This window comes from Bacteroides sp. 90-K9/2, assembly GCF_047310725.1.
GTDB classification, from domain to species: domain Bacteria; phylum Bacteroidota; class Bacteroidia; order Bacteroidales; family Bacteroidaceae; genus Bacteroides; species Bacteroides vicugnae.
The window spans coordinates 1,132,725-1,147,105 of record NZ_JBCGVL010000001.1; the positions used below are offsets into that span (position 1 = coordinate 1,132,725).

Sequence of the window (14,381 nt, forward strand, 5' to 3'; positions counted from 1 at the left end):
TTTATGATTAAAAGAAACCCAACCAAACCCGTCCGCGTTGTTCCTCCCATGATGGAAGAGCAGGAAGTCAGTACTACTACCCTACAGGAATGGCTCGACAGAGAAGAAACCGTCTCTCATCTTTTATTCTGCAAAGGAAAAGAAGAAGGCATCGACAAATCTTATAAAAGTTTCAAAAACTGCACCTTTCAGCATCAGACATTCAGCGAATGTAAATTCCGTTCCTCCCAGCTGACCGATGTCAGGTTCGAGAACTGCGACCTATCCAATATTTCTTTCGCTGAAAGTTCTCTTTACCGGGTAGAATTCATTTCCTGCAAACTATTGGGTACCAATTTATCGGAAACAACGATGAATCACGTCTTGCTGCATGACTGCAACGCAGGTTATATCAATCTGGCTATGAGTAAAATGAACCAGGTACGTTTTGCACACAGCCAGCTCCGCAACGGAAGTCTGAACGACTGCCGTTTTTCATCCGTCGCATTTGAGAGTTGTGATCTCGTGGAAGCCGATTTTTCACATGCTCCGCTTCGTGGAATAGATTTGCGCACTTCCCGTATCAGCGGAATCACGCTTAACATCAGTGATCTGAAAGGGGCTGTCATCACTTCCCTGCAAGCAATGGATTTGCTTCCATTGTTAGGGGTTATTATCGAAGATTAAAATCCTGCAAATTCACCCCTTCGCACTCAAACAAAAAGCATCGTCCCGTTGTTATAATATAAGGTCGGACTAACGACATATAGGGAATAGGCACAAAAAGAATACCTATTTATAGTGATTTCTCACTCCCCGTCAAGTCCGTACTTTTGCAGAAATCTTATTCAAAAACAATAGAAACGATGAAAATTGAAAAAATTGTAGCTCGAGAAATTCTCGATTCAAGAGGTAACCCCACAGTAGAAGTTGACGTAGTATTGGAATCCGGCATTATGGGACGTGCCTCTGTGCCGTCGGGTGCTTCCACAGGTGAACACGAAGCATTGGAGCTTCGCGATGGTGACAAACAGCGCTATGGTGGAAAAGGAGTACAAAAAGCGGTTGATAATGTAAATAAAATCATCGCTCCGAAGCTGATTGGTATGTCTTCACTCAATCAGAGAGGTATCGACTACGCAATGCTGGCATTGGACGGCACTAAGACTAAATCTAATTTAGGTGCTAACGCTATTCTTGGTGTATCTCTTGCCGTAGCCAAAGCTGCTGCCAACTATCTGGACCTTCCTCTATATCGCTATATCGGTGGAACAAATACGTATGTAATGCCTGTACCGATGATGAACATCATCAACGGTGGTTCACATAGTGATGCTCCTATCGCATTTCAGGAATTTATGATCCGCCCCGTAGGTGCTCCTTCTTTCAGAGAAGGTTTGCGTATGGGCGCCGAAGTATTCCATGCCTTGAAGAAGGTTTTGAAAGACCGTGGCCTTAGCACTGCCGTAGGTGACGAAGGTGGTTTCGCTCCTAACCTGGAAGGTACGGAAGATGCTTTGAACTCTATTATGACCGCTATCAAAGCAGCAGGATACGAACCGGGCAAGGACGTAATGATCGGCATGGACTGTGCTGCTTCCGAATTCTACCACGATGGTATTTACGATTATACCAAGTTTGAAGGTGAAAAAGGTAAGAAACGCACTTCCGCAGAACAAGTTGACTACCTGGAAGAACTAATCAACAAATTCCCTATCGACTCTATCGAAGACGGTATGAACGAAAACGACTGGGAAGGCTGGAAAAAGCTGACTGAACGCATCGGCAACCGTTGCCAGCTGGTAGGTGACGACCTGTTCGTAACCAACGTAGATTTCCTTGCAATGGGTATCGAAAAAGGCTGTGCCAACTCTATCCTGATTAAAGTAAACCAAATCGGTTCGCTGACAGAAACACTGAACGCTATCGAAATGGCTCACCGTCATGGATACACTACTGTTACTTCTCACCGTTCGGGTGAAACGGAAGATGCTACTATTGCAGACATCGCAGTAGCTACCAACAGCGGACAGATCAAAACCGGTTCTTTGAGCCGTTCCGACCGTATGGCGAAATACAACCAGTTACTCCGTATCGAAGAAGAACTGGGAGATTTGGCTGTATATGGTTACAAGAGAATTAAATAATTCAATATTCTCTTACTTGAATAATCCATCCCCGGACAATTTGATTATCCGGGGATTTTTACATATTAACCATTCACTAAATCTTTTTGCATCGTAAGAAAACTAGCTTCACTAAGCATCAATAAATATCTCCAATATTTTGCGGATTGAATTAATAAGGCTACATTTGCAACGTCTAACATATTAACAGACGGTGGGGAAACCTGCCTACTATCGCAGCGAGCATTTTTATGTTCGTATGTGAACTCTTATATGGGCGGTTTCGTACCCCCATAGAGAGTGTTAATGCACCTCTAAACCTGCCGTCGGTATGTTAGACAATGGGACAGGCGAAACCGCTTTTTTATTAGCACTTCTTCCTCTCCCATCAATCTAATTATTCATCTTTTAAATTCTAATGATTATGGAAAACAGTCAATTAAAAGACTTACAGGAAGAGGTTTCAGAAGCTACGAAACAGTATATCCTGACTACATTCAATTCTGAAAATGGAATGAAAACGTATTATTTGCAGATGTCAAACATAATACGCTCTGCGCACATTAATCCTCCCATTGACACCGAATACAACAGTTTAAAAAAGCTAAGCAAAAAGCTCAAGCAATATTGTACTTTCATTCAAACACTTGGCGAACATGAATGGGATAAGGGAATAGCTGATATTCAGAAAGCATTAGGCATTTATCTAATGCAAAATAACATCGAAAGTAAAGAACGCAAACAAACGAATCAGGAAATTGCCTCTCAACTGCAATTCATCGTTTTTCTCTCCGGGAATATAAATATCATCAAGCAACTTCATGGAATATTGCAACGCCATTTATCCAATGTTATGCTTTTACTCAGATCCTATCCGGAGCATAATATACAAGAATGAATAACAATGATGAATCAAAAAGAAACTATAAATATTTGCTTTTCTTAAAAATGGAATATTACAACAATTAGGGAACTGCGTATTTCGATAATATGCAAATATAAAAAAAAGCATCCAGACTAATACCTGAATGCTTTTTTCTTGGATTTGTTATATATCCTTTTTTTGAGCCTCTTGTCGGATTCGAACCAACGACCCCGAGATTACAAATCACGTGCTCTGGCCAACTGAGCTAAAGAGGCGGGTGGGTAAGCTATCTATATCGCGCCGCTACAACCAACTACCTTTGCTGCGATCAAGCCCTGGAGGATTCGAAGGGAGCTGGCCGTATAGGACTTACCCGTTTTGCGGTTGCAAAGGTAGACATTTTTATGTATTCTGCAATAGCTGCAGACAACTTTTTTACTAATAAAAGACTAACAGGCTACATTTCAGGCAATTAAAATTGCAAAAAAATATTCAGACAGCAACTTCCTCTGCTTTATTAACTTTAACAACCAGATTTCCCCTACCAACCGATATTATTTGTACCTTTGTGCGCAATTTATAAATGAAGATGACAGAGAACAGAAGCTATTTACAAAAATATGCCATGCATTTTGGCACGTATATGGGAATCTACTGGATATTGAAGTTCATATTATTTCCGTTGGGATTCCACATACCTTTCCTTTCGCTTTTATTTGTAATCCTGACATTGTCCGTACCTTTCATCGGATATCACTATGCGAAAATGTACCGGGATAAGATTTGCGGGGGAAGTATCCAATTTTCGCATGCCATGCTCTTTACCATATTTATGTATATGTTTGCTTCTCTGCTGGTAGCTGTGGCCCACTACGCCTATTTCCAATTCATCGATCATGGATTTATCATCAACTCTTACATCCAGTTGTGGGACGAACTGATGACCAACACCCCGGCTCTGATAGAAAACAAAGAAGTTATAAAAGAAACGATAGATACCGCCCGTTCACTTACTTCCATCAATATCACCATGCAACTATTGTCATGGGATGTATTTTGGGGAAGCATCCTGGCCATTCCCACCGCATTGATGGTAATGAAAAAGGCCAAACCGGAAAATGACGGAGTGTCTCAATCGTAATTTGTAATTCGTAAGTAATTAGTAATTAAAAAATGGATATATCAGTTGTAATCCCATTATTCAATGAAGAAGAGTCACTACCCGAACTCTATGCTTGGATAGAACGGGTAATGCAAGCCAACGGATTCTCATTCGAAGTGATTTTCGTAAACGATGGAAGTACCGACCATTCATGGGAAGTGATCGAAAAGCTTAAAGCTCAATCGGAACATGTAAAAGGTATCAAATTCCGCCGTAACTACGGTAAATCACCTGCACTCTACTGTGGATTCGCTGAAGCGGAAGGAAATGTAGTCATAACGATGGATGCCGACCTGCAAGATAGCCCGGATGAAATCCCCGAACTTTACCGGATGATTACAAAGGATGGCTATGACCTGGTATCCGGCTGGAAGCAAAAGAGATATGATCCTATTTCAAAGACACTGCCCACCAAGTTGTTTAATGCTACCGCCCGCAAAGTATCAGGCATCAAAAACCTGCACGACTTCAACTGTGGTCTGAAAGCATATCGAAAAGACGTTGTAAAACATATCGAAGTCTATGGCGAGATGCACCGTTACATCCCCTATCTGGCAAAGAATGCCGGATTCAAGAAAATCGGTGAAAAGGCGGTACACCATCAGGCACGCAAATATGGAACAACTAAATTCGGACTAAACCGCTTTGTAAACGGATATCTGGATTTGATTTCCTTGTGGTTCCTTTCCAAATTCGGAGTTAAACCGATGCATTTCTTCGGACTGCTGGGATCATTGATGTTCCTGATCGGTATGATTTCTGTCATCATTGTAGGCGCCAGTAAATTATACGCCATGTCCAACGGTCTCCCTTACCGACTGGTGACCGACTCTCCCTATTTCTATTTGTCACTTACGGCAATGATTATAGGTACACAATTATTCTTAGCCGGATTCCTTGGCGAACTCATCTCGCGCAATGCACCGGAACGGAATAACTATCAGATAGAAAAGAAAATTTGATTCACATTCAATAAACTGACTATGAAGAATTTAATTCGCATCTTTCTCATATTGACTATCATTGGCGGTGCAGTCAGCTTACATAGTGCCTGCTCGGATGAGAACGATTGCTCATTGGCAGGACGTCCGATGATGTACTGCACAATATATACCATTGATCCGGATAATCCTACTGTTGCATTAAAAGACACGCTTGATTCATTAACAATCACAGCATTGGGCACCGACTCTATCATCCTGAACAATGAAAAGAATGTGCATACCCTGATGCTGCCACTACGATACACAAATGACACTACTGTGTTCATATTCAGATATAATCCAAAACGCAACGAAGGCAAAGATGTTGACACATTATACATTGTACAACAGAATACCCCTTATTTCCAGTCCATGGAATGTGGTTATATGATGAAACAAAATATACTCAGCGCCAAATTTGGAAAACCGGGAAGACCGGGCAACCCTCCCCCCTCTGGCAACGGGCAGCCGGACCAGATAGATTCTCTTCATATAAAAAATAAAGAAGCCAATACAAATGAAATCGAGAACTTGCAGATATTCTATAATTATCGGCCAGAACGCACACCTGATGAAACGACTAATTAGTCTGCTTCTACTCTTTTGCATTGGGCTTCCGTTGCTGGCACAACAGCAACGTCCGGCGCAAACGCCTAAAAGAGACCAGAAGAAAAAAGAGGTTGCCGAGATAGATACCATTCCGCTTTACAATGGTACGTATGTCGGTGTGGATTTATATGGTATTGGAAGCAAGCTGCTGGGAGGTGACTTTATGAGTTCCGAAGTCAGTGTAGCCGTTAACCTCAAGAACAAATTCATCCCTACCATTGAGTTTGGTATGGGAGGAACAGATACCTGGAGCGAAACAGGCATACACTACAAAAGCAAAATGGCTCCATTCTTCCGAATCGGCGTGGATTACAACACCATGGCAAAGAAAAAAGAGAAGAACAGCTACTTGTATGCAGGACTTCGCTATGCATTCAGTTCATTTAAATATGATGTTTCCACGATGCCGGCAGACGATCCTATCTGGGGAGATGCGATAAGCAACCCGAGTTTGGAAGACGGTTATTGGGGAGGAAGTGTGCCATTCAGCCATCTGGGCATGAAAGGATCGGTGCAATGGCTGGAAATCGTTTTAGGCGTCAAAGTACGTATTTACAAAAACTTCAACATGGGGTGGTCAGTACGTATGAAATACAAAACCAAAGCATCTACCGGAGAATATGGAGACCCATGGTACGTGCCCGGTTACGGAAAATTTAAATCGAGTAACATGGGAATCACTTATTCCCTTATTTATAAATTGCCTCTTTAGAATACAATGACAGGACTAGAGATTTGGCTGCTTGCAATAGGTCTGGCGATGGATTGTTTCGCTGTCTCAATTGCAAGCGGTATTATTTTGAAACGTACCCGATGGAAACCCATGCTAGTCATGGCTTTTGCTTTCGGCCTTTTTCAGGCAATCATGCCATTTATCGGATGGATATGTGCAAAGACATTCAGTCATCTTATAGAAAGTGTAGACCATTGGATTGCTTTCGCGATTCTTGCCTTCTTAGGCGGACGAATGATTTTAGAATCTTTCAAAGAAGAAGAATGTTGTAAACTGTTCAATCCGGCAAATCCGAAAGTGGTATTGACGATGGCGATAGCCACAAGTATTGATGCATTGGCAGTCGGTATCTCCTTTGCTTGTTTAGGAGTGCAGGACTATACAGAAATCATCTCTCCTATCCTTATCATCGGATTTGTATCTTTCGCCATGTCGCTCATCGGGCTGATCTTTGGTATCCAATGTGGCTGTGGCATCGCCCGGAAACTGAAAGCGGAGTTATGGGGAGGTATCATTCTAGTCATTATCGGACTAAAGATATTAATTGAACATTTATTTCTTCAATAAAACGAGTTTTCTCATCAAATAGAAGAGCGTATGAAAACAAAGAAAAGTTTCCTTTGGCTGGCTTTCTTGATTTTGGCAACTATCTGGATATTAGTCAGACATAATCAACAAGTTGGCTATTATAGTGTCAAAGGTTTGGTATTTGGGACAGTGTATAAAATTACTTATCAGCATGACGGTGATTTAAAACCGGAAATAGAAGCTGAACTGAAACGCTTCGACCAATCTTTATCTCCATTCAATGACAGTTCTGTTATCAGTCGCGTCAACCGCAATGAAGAGCTGGTGACTGATAGTTTTTTCCAGAAATGTTTCAACCGCTCGATGGAAATTTCCCGCGAGACAAAGGGTGCTTTCGACATTACAGTGGCCCCTCTTGCCAATGCTTGGGGATTCGGTTTCAAAAAAGGTGCTTTTCCTGATTCATTAATGATAGACAGTCTGTTACAAATCACCGGATATGAAAAAGTGAAAATGGATAACGGCAAAGTCATCAAACAGGATCCTCGCACTATGTTAAGTTGTAGTGCCGTCGCCAAAGGGTATTCGGTAGACGTAATCGCACAACTGCTCGACCGTAAGGGAATAAAAAACTATATGGTAGATATAGGCGGCGAGGTGGTAGTGAAAGGGAAAAATCCTTCCAAAGGCTTATGGCGCATTGGAATCAATAAGCCCGTCGACGATTCACTGGCCGTAAACCAAGACTTACAGACAATTCTTGAGATAACAGATTTAGGCTTGGCTACTTCCGGAAACTATCGTAACTATTATTATAAGGATGGGAAGAAATACGCCCATACGATTGACCCCAGAACTGGCTATCCGGTACAACACAACATCTTGTCCTCTACGGTAATCGCCAAAGACTGTATGACTGCCGACGCCCTTGCCACCGCCTTCATGGTGATGGGACTGGAAGAAGCGGAAGCTTTCTGCAAAGCGGATACAACGATTGACGCCTACTTTATTTATAGCGGAGAAAATGGAGAGTTCAAGACTTTCTACACGGAAGGAATGAAAAAATACATAGCTACTCCATAATAATATATATTTTATACAAGCAGAGGCTCTATTGGACATTAATAGAGCCTCTGCTTGTATAAAATAGAGGTTCTACTTGAGTAAAACAGAGCCTCTATTCAATTGGCAAATATCTATTTCATAAACACGAAATACACTGCTGCAATCAGACAAACAAATGCAGCCAGATGATTCCAATGTAAAGCCTCACCTTTAAAGAAGATTGTAGTGAACACTGTAAAAATAACAAGTGTTATTACCTCTTGAATGACTTTTAGTTGCATCAATGAAAACGGGCCTCCATTACCTATAAAGCCAATACGATTGGCCGGTATCTGACAGGAATATTCAAAAAAGGCGATCGCCCAGCTGAACGCAATCACACCGATCAGCGGAAGAGCCGCAAACCAACTGTACTCCTGTTTCATCTTTAAATGTCCGTACCAAGCGAATGTCATAAAGACATTAGATACGATCAGCAACAAAATGGTATAGAATCCTTTCATAACAATCTATTCAAATTAATCTATTTTATCTGGTAATAATTCCTCCTGTACATTAGTCATGCTACCCCAAAGGCTATAACGAGCTTCCGGGTTCATCGCTTCCAACTGCTGTAAAACTCCTTTCATATCACTCCGGCTGGACTGCGATTCATAAGGACAATTCTTCACTTGCTTCTGATAATGACGCAAAGCCGCCAATTCTACCAAATCGGCTTCATGAACCAGACACATCGGACGAATAATTGTCATATCAAACTTCTTCATCACCAACCGGGGCGGCATTGTACTGAAAGCTCCCTGATAAGTGATATTCATCAATAAAGTTTCCAAAATATCATCCATATGGTGACCGAGAGCGATTTTATTGCATCCGTGTTCCTTGGCAACTGTGAACAAGGCTTTCCGACGGTTCCATGAACAGAGGAAACAGGGAGATTTACGTGTGTCGGTAGCAGGATCAAAGGCAGTCTCATACTGCACAAAGGGAACTCCATACGCTTCACAGTGCGCTTTCAAATATTCAGTATCACTCTGATAAGGAATATTCTTCATCACTACATGGACGGCAACGACAGAAAAGCGAGGTTTATAGATACGTGCGCGTCTCCCCAACAGTTCCACAAGCGCCAACGAATCTTTTCCTCCCGACAGTCCGATAAGGATTTTGTCTCCTTCTTCTATCAATCCATATTGCACCACTCCTTTGCTAAACCGCCGTTCAATGCGGCGAATGGTTTTCTCTTCTTCCGTAAATTGTGTCATATCTTTGAAAATCGGCTGCAAAAGTAAGCGAAAAGAATGATTTAAAGAAGAATTAACATAATAGAATCACTGAAAAAGGGTTTATTTCTAATAAATTTGTACTTTTGAACAATTGATAAATAGACCGGTGCCCGAAAGCAGCAATGTTTTCAATCTACCCGTCACTCATAAACGCTCAAAACGATGAAAGGAAAATATATTCTATTTTTAATTTGCAGCCTCTTCCTTTGCGAAGTCTCTGCACAAACGTTGGAACAGGCACGCACCTTATTTACCAAAGGTGAGTACGAACAAGCCAAACCAGTTTTTAAGAAGTATGCTAAATCACAACCGTCGAACGGGAATTATAATTATTGGTATGGCGTATGTTGCCTGAAAACCGGAGAGGCGGAAGAGGCAGTGAAACCTCTTGAAATAGCAGTAAAGAAACGTATCACCGGTGGACAACTCTATTTGGGACAAGCATATAATGAGACGTACCGCTTTGAAGACGCTGTGAACTGCTTTGAGGAATATATCGCAGATTTAAGTAAACGTAAAAAATCGACGGAAGAAGCGGAAAAGCTTCTGGAGAAAAGTAAATCCGACCTCCGTATGTTGAAGGGAGTTGAAGATGTGTGCATCATCGACAGTTTCGTTGTAGACAAGGCGACTTTCCTGAACGCTTACAAGATTAGCGAAGAATCGGGCAAGCTGTTTACTTTCAATGAGTTCTTCAAGACAGAAGGAGATCATCCGGGAACTGTTTATGAAACAGAAATCGGAAATAAAATTTATTATAGCGAAAAGGGTGAGAAAGGTAATCTTGACATCTTCTCAAAGAATAAATTGTTGAATGAATGGAGTGACGGACGCCCGTTACCGGGTAGTATCAATGCTTCCGGCAATGCGAATTATCCGTTTGTCCTATCGGACGGAGTCACCGTTTATTACGCCAGCGATGGCGAGGGACTGGGTGGTTATGATATTTTTGTCACTCGCTACAACACGAATACCGACACTTATCTTGTTCCGGAAAATGTGGGTATGCCGTTCAACTCGCCGTACAACGATTATATGTACGTCATTGATGAATACAACAACCTCGGATGGTTTGCTTCCGACCGTTTCCAACCGGAAGGAAAGGTATGTATTTATGTATTCATTCCTAACACTTCCAAACAGACTTATAATTATGAAGCAATGGAGCAGCAACAGATCATTCGTCTGGCGCAGATTCATTCGCTGAAAGAAACCTGGAAGGATAAACAAGCGGTTACCGAAGCACTGCAACGATTGGAAGCTGCTATCAGTCATAAGCCCAAAGAACGCCGTGCCATGGATTTTGAGTTTGTCATTGACGACCATACGACTTACTATCTGATGAGCGATTTTAAATCCGCAAAAGCCAAGACACTTTTCCAACGCTATCAGCAGATGGAAAAAGACTATTATCAACAAGAAGAAAAGCTGAACAGCCTTCGACAACAATATGCCGGTGCCAACCAACAGGGAAAAGCCAAAATGGCTCCTGCCATTCTCGACCTTGAAAAGCGGATATTGCAAATGTCCGAAGAACTGGATGCTCTCGAAGTGAATGTACGTAATGCAGAAAAAACAAAATAAATAATAACTCTGAACTATGGATATACTCATTATCGCCGTTCTCATTATTGCCGCAGTCATACTGTTTTTGGTAGAACTGTTCGTCATCCCAGGCATTAGCCTGGCCGGAATTTCTGCATTGGTTTGCATCCTGTATGCCAACTACTATGCGTTCGACAAATTAGGTATGGCAGGAGGATTCGTCACTCTTGGCATATCAGCGGTTGCCTGCATCGGATCTCTGATCTGGTTTATGCGATCGAAAATGCTGGATAAACTGGCGTTGAAAAAGGATATTGATTCAAAAGTAGACCGTAGCGCAGAAGATAGCGTCAAAGCGGGTGACACAGGAATCAGTACTACACGTCTGGCACAAATCGGTTATGCCGAGATAAACGGAAAAATTGTGGAAGTAAAGTCTATGGACGGATTCCTCAATGAGAAAACTCCGATTATTGTAAACCGTATTACCGACGGTACAATCATGGTTGAGAAACGCAAAGAATAATATTCACTTAATACAAATTATCAATGGAAACATCTCTGTACTTACCTATCCTTCTGATTGTTGGAGGTATTATTTTCCTAATACTATTTTTCCATTATGTGCCGTTCTTTTTATGGTTGTCGGCCAAAGTATCTGGTGTCAACATCTCGTTGATACAACTATTCCTGATGCGTATACGTAATGTTCCGCCTTATATCATTGTGCCGGGAATGATCGAGGCTCACAAAGCCGGATTAAAAAACATTACCCGTGACGAACTGGAAGCCCATTACCTGGCGGGAGGACATGTGGAAAAAGTAGTCCATGCCTTAGTATCCGCATCAAAGGCAAATATAGAATTATCGTTTCAAATGGCCACTGCCATCGACCTCGCAGGGCGAGATGTGTTTGAAGCAGTGCAGATGTCCGTAAATCCTAAAGTGATTGACACCCCTCCCGTTACGGCTGTTGCCAAAGATGGTATTCAGTTAATAGCTAAAGCCAGAGTAACAGTACGTGCCAGTATCAAACAGTTGGTCGGTGGTGCAGGTGAAGACACAATTCTTGCCCGCGTAGGCGAAGGTATCGTTTCGTCTATCGGTTCTTCTGAAAATCATAAATCGGTATTGGAAAATCCGGATTCTATTTCTAAACTGGTACTTCGCAAAGGTCTGGACGCAGGAACTGCTTTCGAGATCCTATCTATTGATATTGCGGACATCGACATAGGTAAGAACATCGGTGCGGCCCTGCAAATTGACCAGGCTAATGCAGACAAGAACATCGCACAGGCAAAAGCCGAAGAGCGCCGTGCTATGGCAGTAGCTTCCGAACAGGAAATGAAAGCAAAAGCACAGGAAGCCCGTGCCAAAGTGATCGAAGCAGAAGCTGAAGTTCCTAAAGCAATGGCTGAAGCTTTCCGCAGTGGAAACTTAGGCATCATGGATTATTATCGCATGAAGAATATCGAAGCTGATACTTCAATGCGTGAGAATATCGCCAAGCCTACAACAGGCAATACAGGCAACCAGCCATTGAGCAAATAATCTATTACAAACGCCGGAATCCGATTTCATTTCAGTTGCAAGACGTACTCCACTTTTCCAAAAGAAAAAGATAGAGGCTTCTTCTGAACTTAAATCCGGTTCCGGCGTTTCTATTTATAGATACAATCCTATTATAAAACTAAAACCCTTCAATAACATGAAAAAGTACTTTCCATCCTCTGAATTGATAATCAATGAAGACGGTTCAGTATTCCATCTTCACGTAAAACCCGAATGGTTGGCAGACAAAGTAATTCTGGTAGGTGACCCCGGACGTGTAGCACTCGTAGCTTCTCATTTCGAAAACAAAGAATGTGAAGTGGAAAGCCGCGAATTCAAAACCATCACGGGTACTTATAAAGGTAAACGGATTACGGTAGTCTCTACCGGAATCGGTTGCGATAACATCGACATCGTGATGAATGAATTGGATGCACTCGCCAATATCGACTTTGTCACCCGCGAAGAAAAGGATCAGTTCCGCCAACTGGAATTAGTGCGTATCGGCACATGTGGCGGTCTGCAGCCCAATACTCCTGTCGGGACTTTTGTCTGTTCACAAAAGTCCATTGGTTTCGACGGATTACTGAATTTCTATGCCGGACGTAATGCCGTATGCGATTTACCTTTCGAACGTGCCTTCCTCAATCACATGGGTTGGTCGGGAAATATGTGTGCTCCCGCTCCTTATGTCATTGATGCCAGTGAAGAATTGATTGACCGGATTGCCAAAGATGACATGGTACGTGGAGTGACAATCGCTGCCGGAGGTTTCTTCGGTCCTCAAGGACGTGAACTTCGTATCCCGCTAGCAGACCCGAAACAGAATGATAAGATTGAGACATTCGAATATAAAAGTTACAAAATCACCAACTTCGAAATGGAAAGTTCGGCTTTGGCAGGACTTAGCCGGTTGATGGGACATAAAGCAATGACCGTCTGCATGGTGATAGCCAACCGACTTATCAAAGAAGCCAACACCGGATATAAGAATACAATCGATACGCTGATTAAGACAGTACTTGACAGAATATAAATCATCTATATCCAAAAGGATTAAATTGTAATCGAAAGCACAAAACTGTCATCGAAAAATAGATAATGGCTTGAATCTTCCACTGATAACGTATAGATTCAAGCCATTTTTTATCATTTACATCTTTTCAATATAGCATCATTATATTACACAGCTATTTTTGATTTGTTATTTTATCAATAACCAATCGTAAATCTCTCCTGATGATGTTTCGGATATTCCAACTCATCGATCATGGCGGCGGCATAATCTTCCACAGAGATATGGCTGTTGCCTACGACATCTACAATCATATCATCTTTTCCCAGCCGGTAACGCCCTGTACGGACTCCCGGACGCATATCTGCCGCCGGAGAGAAAAACACCCAGTCTATTTCTTTTTCTTTCTTTAAAAAGTTCAGATAGAACTCTCCTAAAGCTTTCACTCCCGGCAATATATTTTCAGGTACTTCACCGGAATCCATCAGACGCAAGCCCGGAGCAATAAACAAAGAACCGGCACCCCCAACCATCAAAAAACGATTGACGCCAGCTTTCTTCACTCCATCAATAATGGTCAGATAGACTTTAATCGTTTCATCGTATATATCAGGATTATTCCATCCCGGATTGAATGCACTAATAACAGCATCTGCACCTTTACAAACGCCAACCACTTCATCAAGCACAGAAACATCGGCTTTCACCACTTTCAGATTTTCATTCTTTATCTTTATCTTTTCCGGATGACGAACCACAGCCGTAACTTCGAAACCACGATTCAAAGCTTCATTCAGAAGCGCAGAACCCACAAAACCACTTGCCCCGATAAGGACAATCTTTTTCACTTTCTCCATATTCCAATATATTATAATGTTACTACTATATGACAAGTAACACTACAACATCCTGAATGTTAGTTCTTTTTCAAAAA

General features: G+C 41.9%; 16 protein-coding genes and 1 tRNA gene. 13 read left to right on the forward strand and 4 right to left on the reverse strand.

Translation table 11 applies throughout. The features are described from left to right. The first annotated feature begins 3 nt into the window (after positions 1–3). The 3 genes from AAHJ11_RS04395 (at position 4) to AAHJ11_RS04405 (ending at position 3,003) form a co-directional block, all read left to right on the forward strand. Positions 4–666 (forward strand): pentapeptide repeat-containing protein, encoded by a 663-nt coding sequence (locus AAHJ11_RS04395; RefSeq protein ID WP_009000687.1) that lies wholly within the window; start codon positions 4–6, stop codon positions 664–666. 179 nt (positions 667–845) lie between these two features. Next, complete coding sequence (gene eno / locus AAHJ11_RS04400) at positions 846–2,126, forward strand: phosphopyruvate hydratase (RefSeq protein ID WP_413579119.1); 1,281 nt, start codon at positions 846–848, stop codon at positions 2,124–2,126. A gap of 403 nt (positions 2,127–2,529) precedes the next feature. Continuing rightward, entirely contained in the window at positions 2,530–3,003 is a 474-nt protein-coding gene (locus AAHJ11_RS04405; RefSeq protein WP_004309775.1) for a hypothetical protein, read from the forward strand. 168 nt (positions 3,004–3,171) lie between these two features. On the opposite strand, the gene AAHJ11_RS04410 is transcribed toward AAHJ11_RS04405, so the two are convergent. Next, positions 3,172–3,245: transfer RNA gene (locus AAHJ11_RS04410), tRNA-Thr, on the reverse strand. Positions 3,246–3,553: 308 nt separating this feature from the next. Here AAHJ11_RS04410 and AAHJ11_RS04415 point away from each other — a divergent pair. Genes AAHJ11_RS04415 through AAHJ11_RS04440 form a run of 6 tightly spaced genes read left to right on the forward strand, consistent with a single transcriptional unit; the run spans position 3,554 to position 8,068 of the window. Beyond that, complete coding sequence (locus AAHJ11_RS04415) at positions 3,554–4,111, forward strand: DUF4199 domain-containing protein (RefSeq protein WP_015532571.1); 558 nt, start codon at positions 3,554–3,556, stop codon at positions 4,109–4,111. Positions 4,112–4,143: 32 nt separating this feature from the next. After that, a complete protein-coding gene (locus AAHJ11_RS04420) occupies positions 4,144–5,094 on the forward strand; it encodes a glycosyltransferase family 2 protein (protein ID WP_148364525.1) in 951 nt (316 codons plus the stop codon). Positions 5,095–5,115: 21 nt separating this feature from the next. Continuing rightward, entirely contained in the window at positions 5,116–5,703 is a 588-nt protein-coding gene (locus AAHJ11_RS04425) for a DUF6452 family protein (protein ID WP_320982700.1), read from the forward strand. Further along, on the forward strand, positions 5,687–6,436 hold the full coding sequence (locus AAHJ11_RS04430; protein WP_234133337.1) for a DUF6048 family protein: 750 nt from the start codon (positions 5,687–5,689) through the stop codon (positions 6,434–6,436). The genes AAHJ11_RS04425 and AAHJ11_RS04430 overlap by 17 nt, the downstream gene beginning before the upstream one ends. 6 nt (positions 6,437–6,442) lie before the next feature. Beyond that, the gene (locus tag AAHJ11_RS04435; RefSeq protein ID WP_148364523.1) at positions 6,443–7,024 is read left to right on the forward strand and encodes a manganese efflux pump MntP family protein; all 582 of its coding nucleotides are present in this window, start codon (positions 6,443–6,445) and stop codon (positions 7,022–7,024) included. Positions 7,025–7,054: 30 nt separating this feature from the next. Then, positions 7,055–8,068, forward strand: a complete 1,014-nt coding sequence (locus AAHJ11_RS04440; protein ID WP_148364522.1) for an FAD:protein FMN transferase — start codon at positions 7,055–7,057, stop codon at positions 8,066–8,068. Positions 8,069–8,181: 113 nt separating this feature from the next. Here AAHJ11_RS04440 and AAHJ11_RS04445 read toward each other — a convergent pair whose 3' ends face one another. Together AAHJ11_RS04445 and AAHJ11_RS04450 are read right to left on the reverse strand one after the other, a co-directional pair. Then, positions 8,182–8,553, reverse strand: a complete 372-nt coding sequence (locus AAHJ11_RS04445; protein WP_004304892.1) for a DMT family protein — start codon at positions 8,551–8,553, stop codon at positions 8,182–8,184. Positions 8,554–8,568: 15 nt separating this feature from the next. Beyond that, positions 8,569–9,315: an ATP-binding protein gene (locus AAHJ11_RS04450; protein WP_148364521.1), complete on the reverse strand. Its 747-nt coding sequence runs from the start codon at positions 9,313–9,315 to the stop codon at positions 8,569–8,571. A gap of 183 nt (positions 9,316–9,498) precedes the next feature. Here AAHJ11_RS04450 and AAHJ11_RS04455 point away from each other — a divergent pair, with 183 nt between their 5' ends. The 4 genes from AAHJ11_RS04455 to AAHJ11_RS04470 all read left to right on the forward strand — a co-directional run bounded on the left by AAHJ11_RS04455 (position 9,499) and on the right by AAHJ11_RS04470 (position 13,468). Further along, positions 9,499–10,920: a tetratricopeptide repeat protein gene (locus AAHJ11_RS04455; protein WP_148364520.1), complete on the forward strand. Its 1,422-nt coding sequence runs from the start codon at positions 9,499–9,501 to the stop codon at positions 10,918–10,920. A gap of 16 nt (positions 10,921–10,936) precedes the next feature. After that, positions 10,937–11,407: an NfeD family protein gene (locus AAHJ11_RS04460; RefSeq protein ID WP_148364519.1), complete on the forward strand. Its 471-nt coding sequence runs from the start codon at positions 10,937–10,939 to the stop codon at positions 11,405–11,407. A 23-nt stretch (positions 11,408–11,430) separates the two neighbouring features. Then, positions 11,431–12,432 (forward strand): flotillin-like protein FloA, encoded by a 1,002-nt coding sequence (gene floA / locus AAHJ11_RS04465; protein ID WP_143258399.1) that lies wholly within the window; start codon positions 11,431–11,433, stop codon positions 12,430–12,432. A gap of 157 nt (positions 12,433–12,589) precedes the next feature. Beyond that, entirely contained in the window at positions 12,590–13,468 is an 879-nt protein-coding gene (locus AAHJ11_RS04470; protein ID WP_148364518.1) for a nucleoside phosphorylase, read from the forward strand. Between the two features lie 176 nt (positions 13,469–13,644). Here AAHJ11_RS04470 and AAHJ11_RS04475 read toward each other — a convergent pair whose 3' ends face one another. After that, the gene (locus AAHJ11_RS04475; protein WP_139164924.1) at positions 13,645–14,304 is read right to left on the reverse strand and encodes an NAD(P)-dependent oxidoreductase; all 660 of its coding nucleotides are present in this window, start codon (positions 14,302–14,304) and stop codon (positions 13,645–13,647) included. Between the last annotated feature and the right edge of the window lie 77 nt (positions 14,305–14,381).

What these genes read in the sequence shown, in the direction of transcription:
- AAHJ11_RS04460 (WP_148364519.1), top strand. Translation starts at nt 10,937, where the DNA reads ATGGATATACTCATTATCGCCGTTCTCATTATTGCCGCAGTCATACTG.
- AAHJ11_RS04415 (WP_015532571.1), top strand. Translation starts at nt 3,554, where the DNA reads ATGAAGATGACAGAGAACAGAAGCTATTTACAAAAATATGCCATGCAT.
- AAHJ11_RS04440 (WP_148364522.1), top strand. Translation starts at nt 7,055, where the DNA reads ATGAAAACAAAGAAAAGTTTCCTTTGGCTGGCTTTCTTGATTTTGGCA.
- AAHJ11_RS04425 (WP_320982700.1), top strand. Translation starts at nt 5,116, where the DNA reads ATGAAGAATTTAATTCGCATCTTTCTCATATTGACTATCATTGGCGGT.
- AAHJ11_RS04445 (WP_004304892.1), bottom strand. Translation starts at nt 8,553, where the DNA reads ATGAAAGGATTCTATACCATTTTGTTGCTGATCGTATCTAATGTCTTT.
- floA (WP_143258399.1), top strand. Translation starts at nt 11,431, where the DNA reads ATGGAAACATCTCTGTACTTACCTATCCTTCTGATTGTTGGAGGTATT.
- AAHJ11_RS04470 (WP_148364518.1), top strand. Translation starts at nt 12,590, where the DNA reads ATGAAAAAGTACTTTCCATCCTCTGAATTGATAATCAATGAAGACGGT.
- AAHJ11_RS04435 (WP_148364523.1), top strand. Translation starts at nt 6,443, where the DNA reads ATGACAGGACTAGAGATTTGGCTGCTTGCAATAGGTCTGGCGATGGAT.
- AAHJ11_RS04455 (WP_148364520.1), top strand. Translation starts at nt 9,499, where the DNA reads ATGAAAGGAAAATATATTCTATTTTTAATTTGCAGCCTCTTCCTTTGC.
- AAHJ11_RS04395 (WP_009000687.1), top strand. Translation starts at nt 4, where the DNA reads ATGATTAAAAGAAACCCAACCAAACCCGTCCGCGTTGTTCCTCCCATG.
- AAHJ11_RS04420 (WP_148364525.1), top strand. Translation starts at nt 4,144, where the DNA reads ATGGATATATCAGTTGTAATCCCATTATTCAATGAAGAAGAGTCACTA.
- AAHJ11_RS04450 (WP_148364521.1), bottom strand. Translation starts at nt 9,315, where the DNA reads ATGACACAATTTACGGAAGAAGAGAAAACCATTCGCCGCATTGAACGG.
- eno (WP_413579119.1), top strand. Translation starts at nt 846, where the DNA reads ATGAAAATTGAAAAAATTGTAGCTCGAGAAATTCTCGATTCAAGAGGT.
- AAHJ11_RS04475 (WP_139164924.1), bottom strand. Translation starts at nt 14,304, where the DNA reads ATGGAGAAAGTGAAAAAGATTGTCCTTATCGGGGCAAGTGGTTTTGTG.
- AAHJ11_RS04430 (WP_234133337.1), top strand. Translation starts at nt 5,687, where the DNA reads ATGAAACGACTAATTAGTCTGCTTCTACTCTTTTGCATTGGGCTTCCG.
- AAHJ11_RS04405 (WP_004309775.1), top strand. Translation starts at nt 2,530, where the DNA reads ATGGAAAACAGTCAATTAAAAGACTTACAGGAAGAGGTTTCAGAAGCT.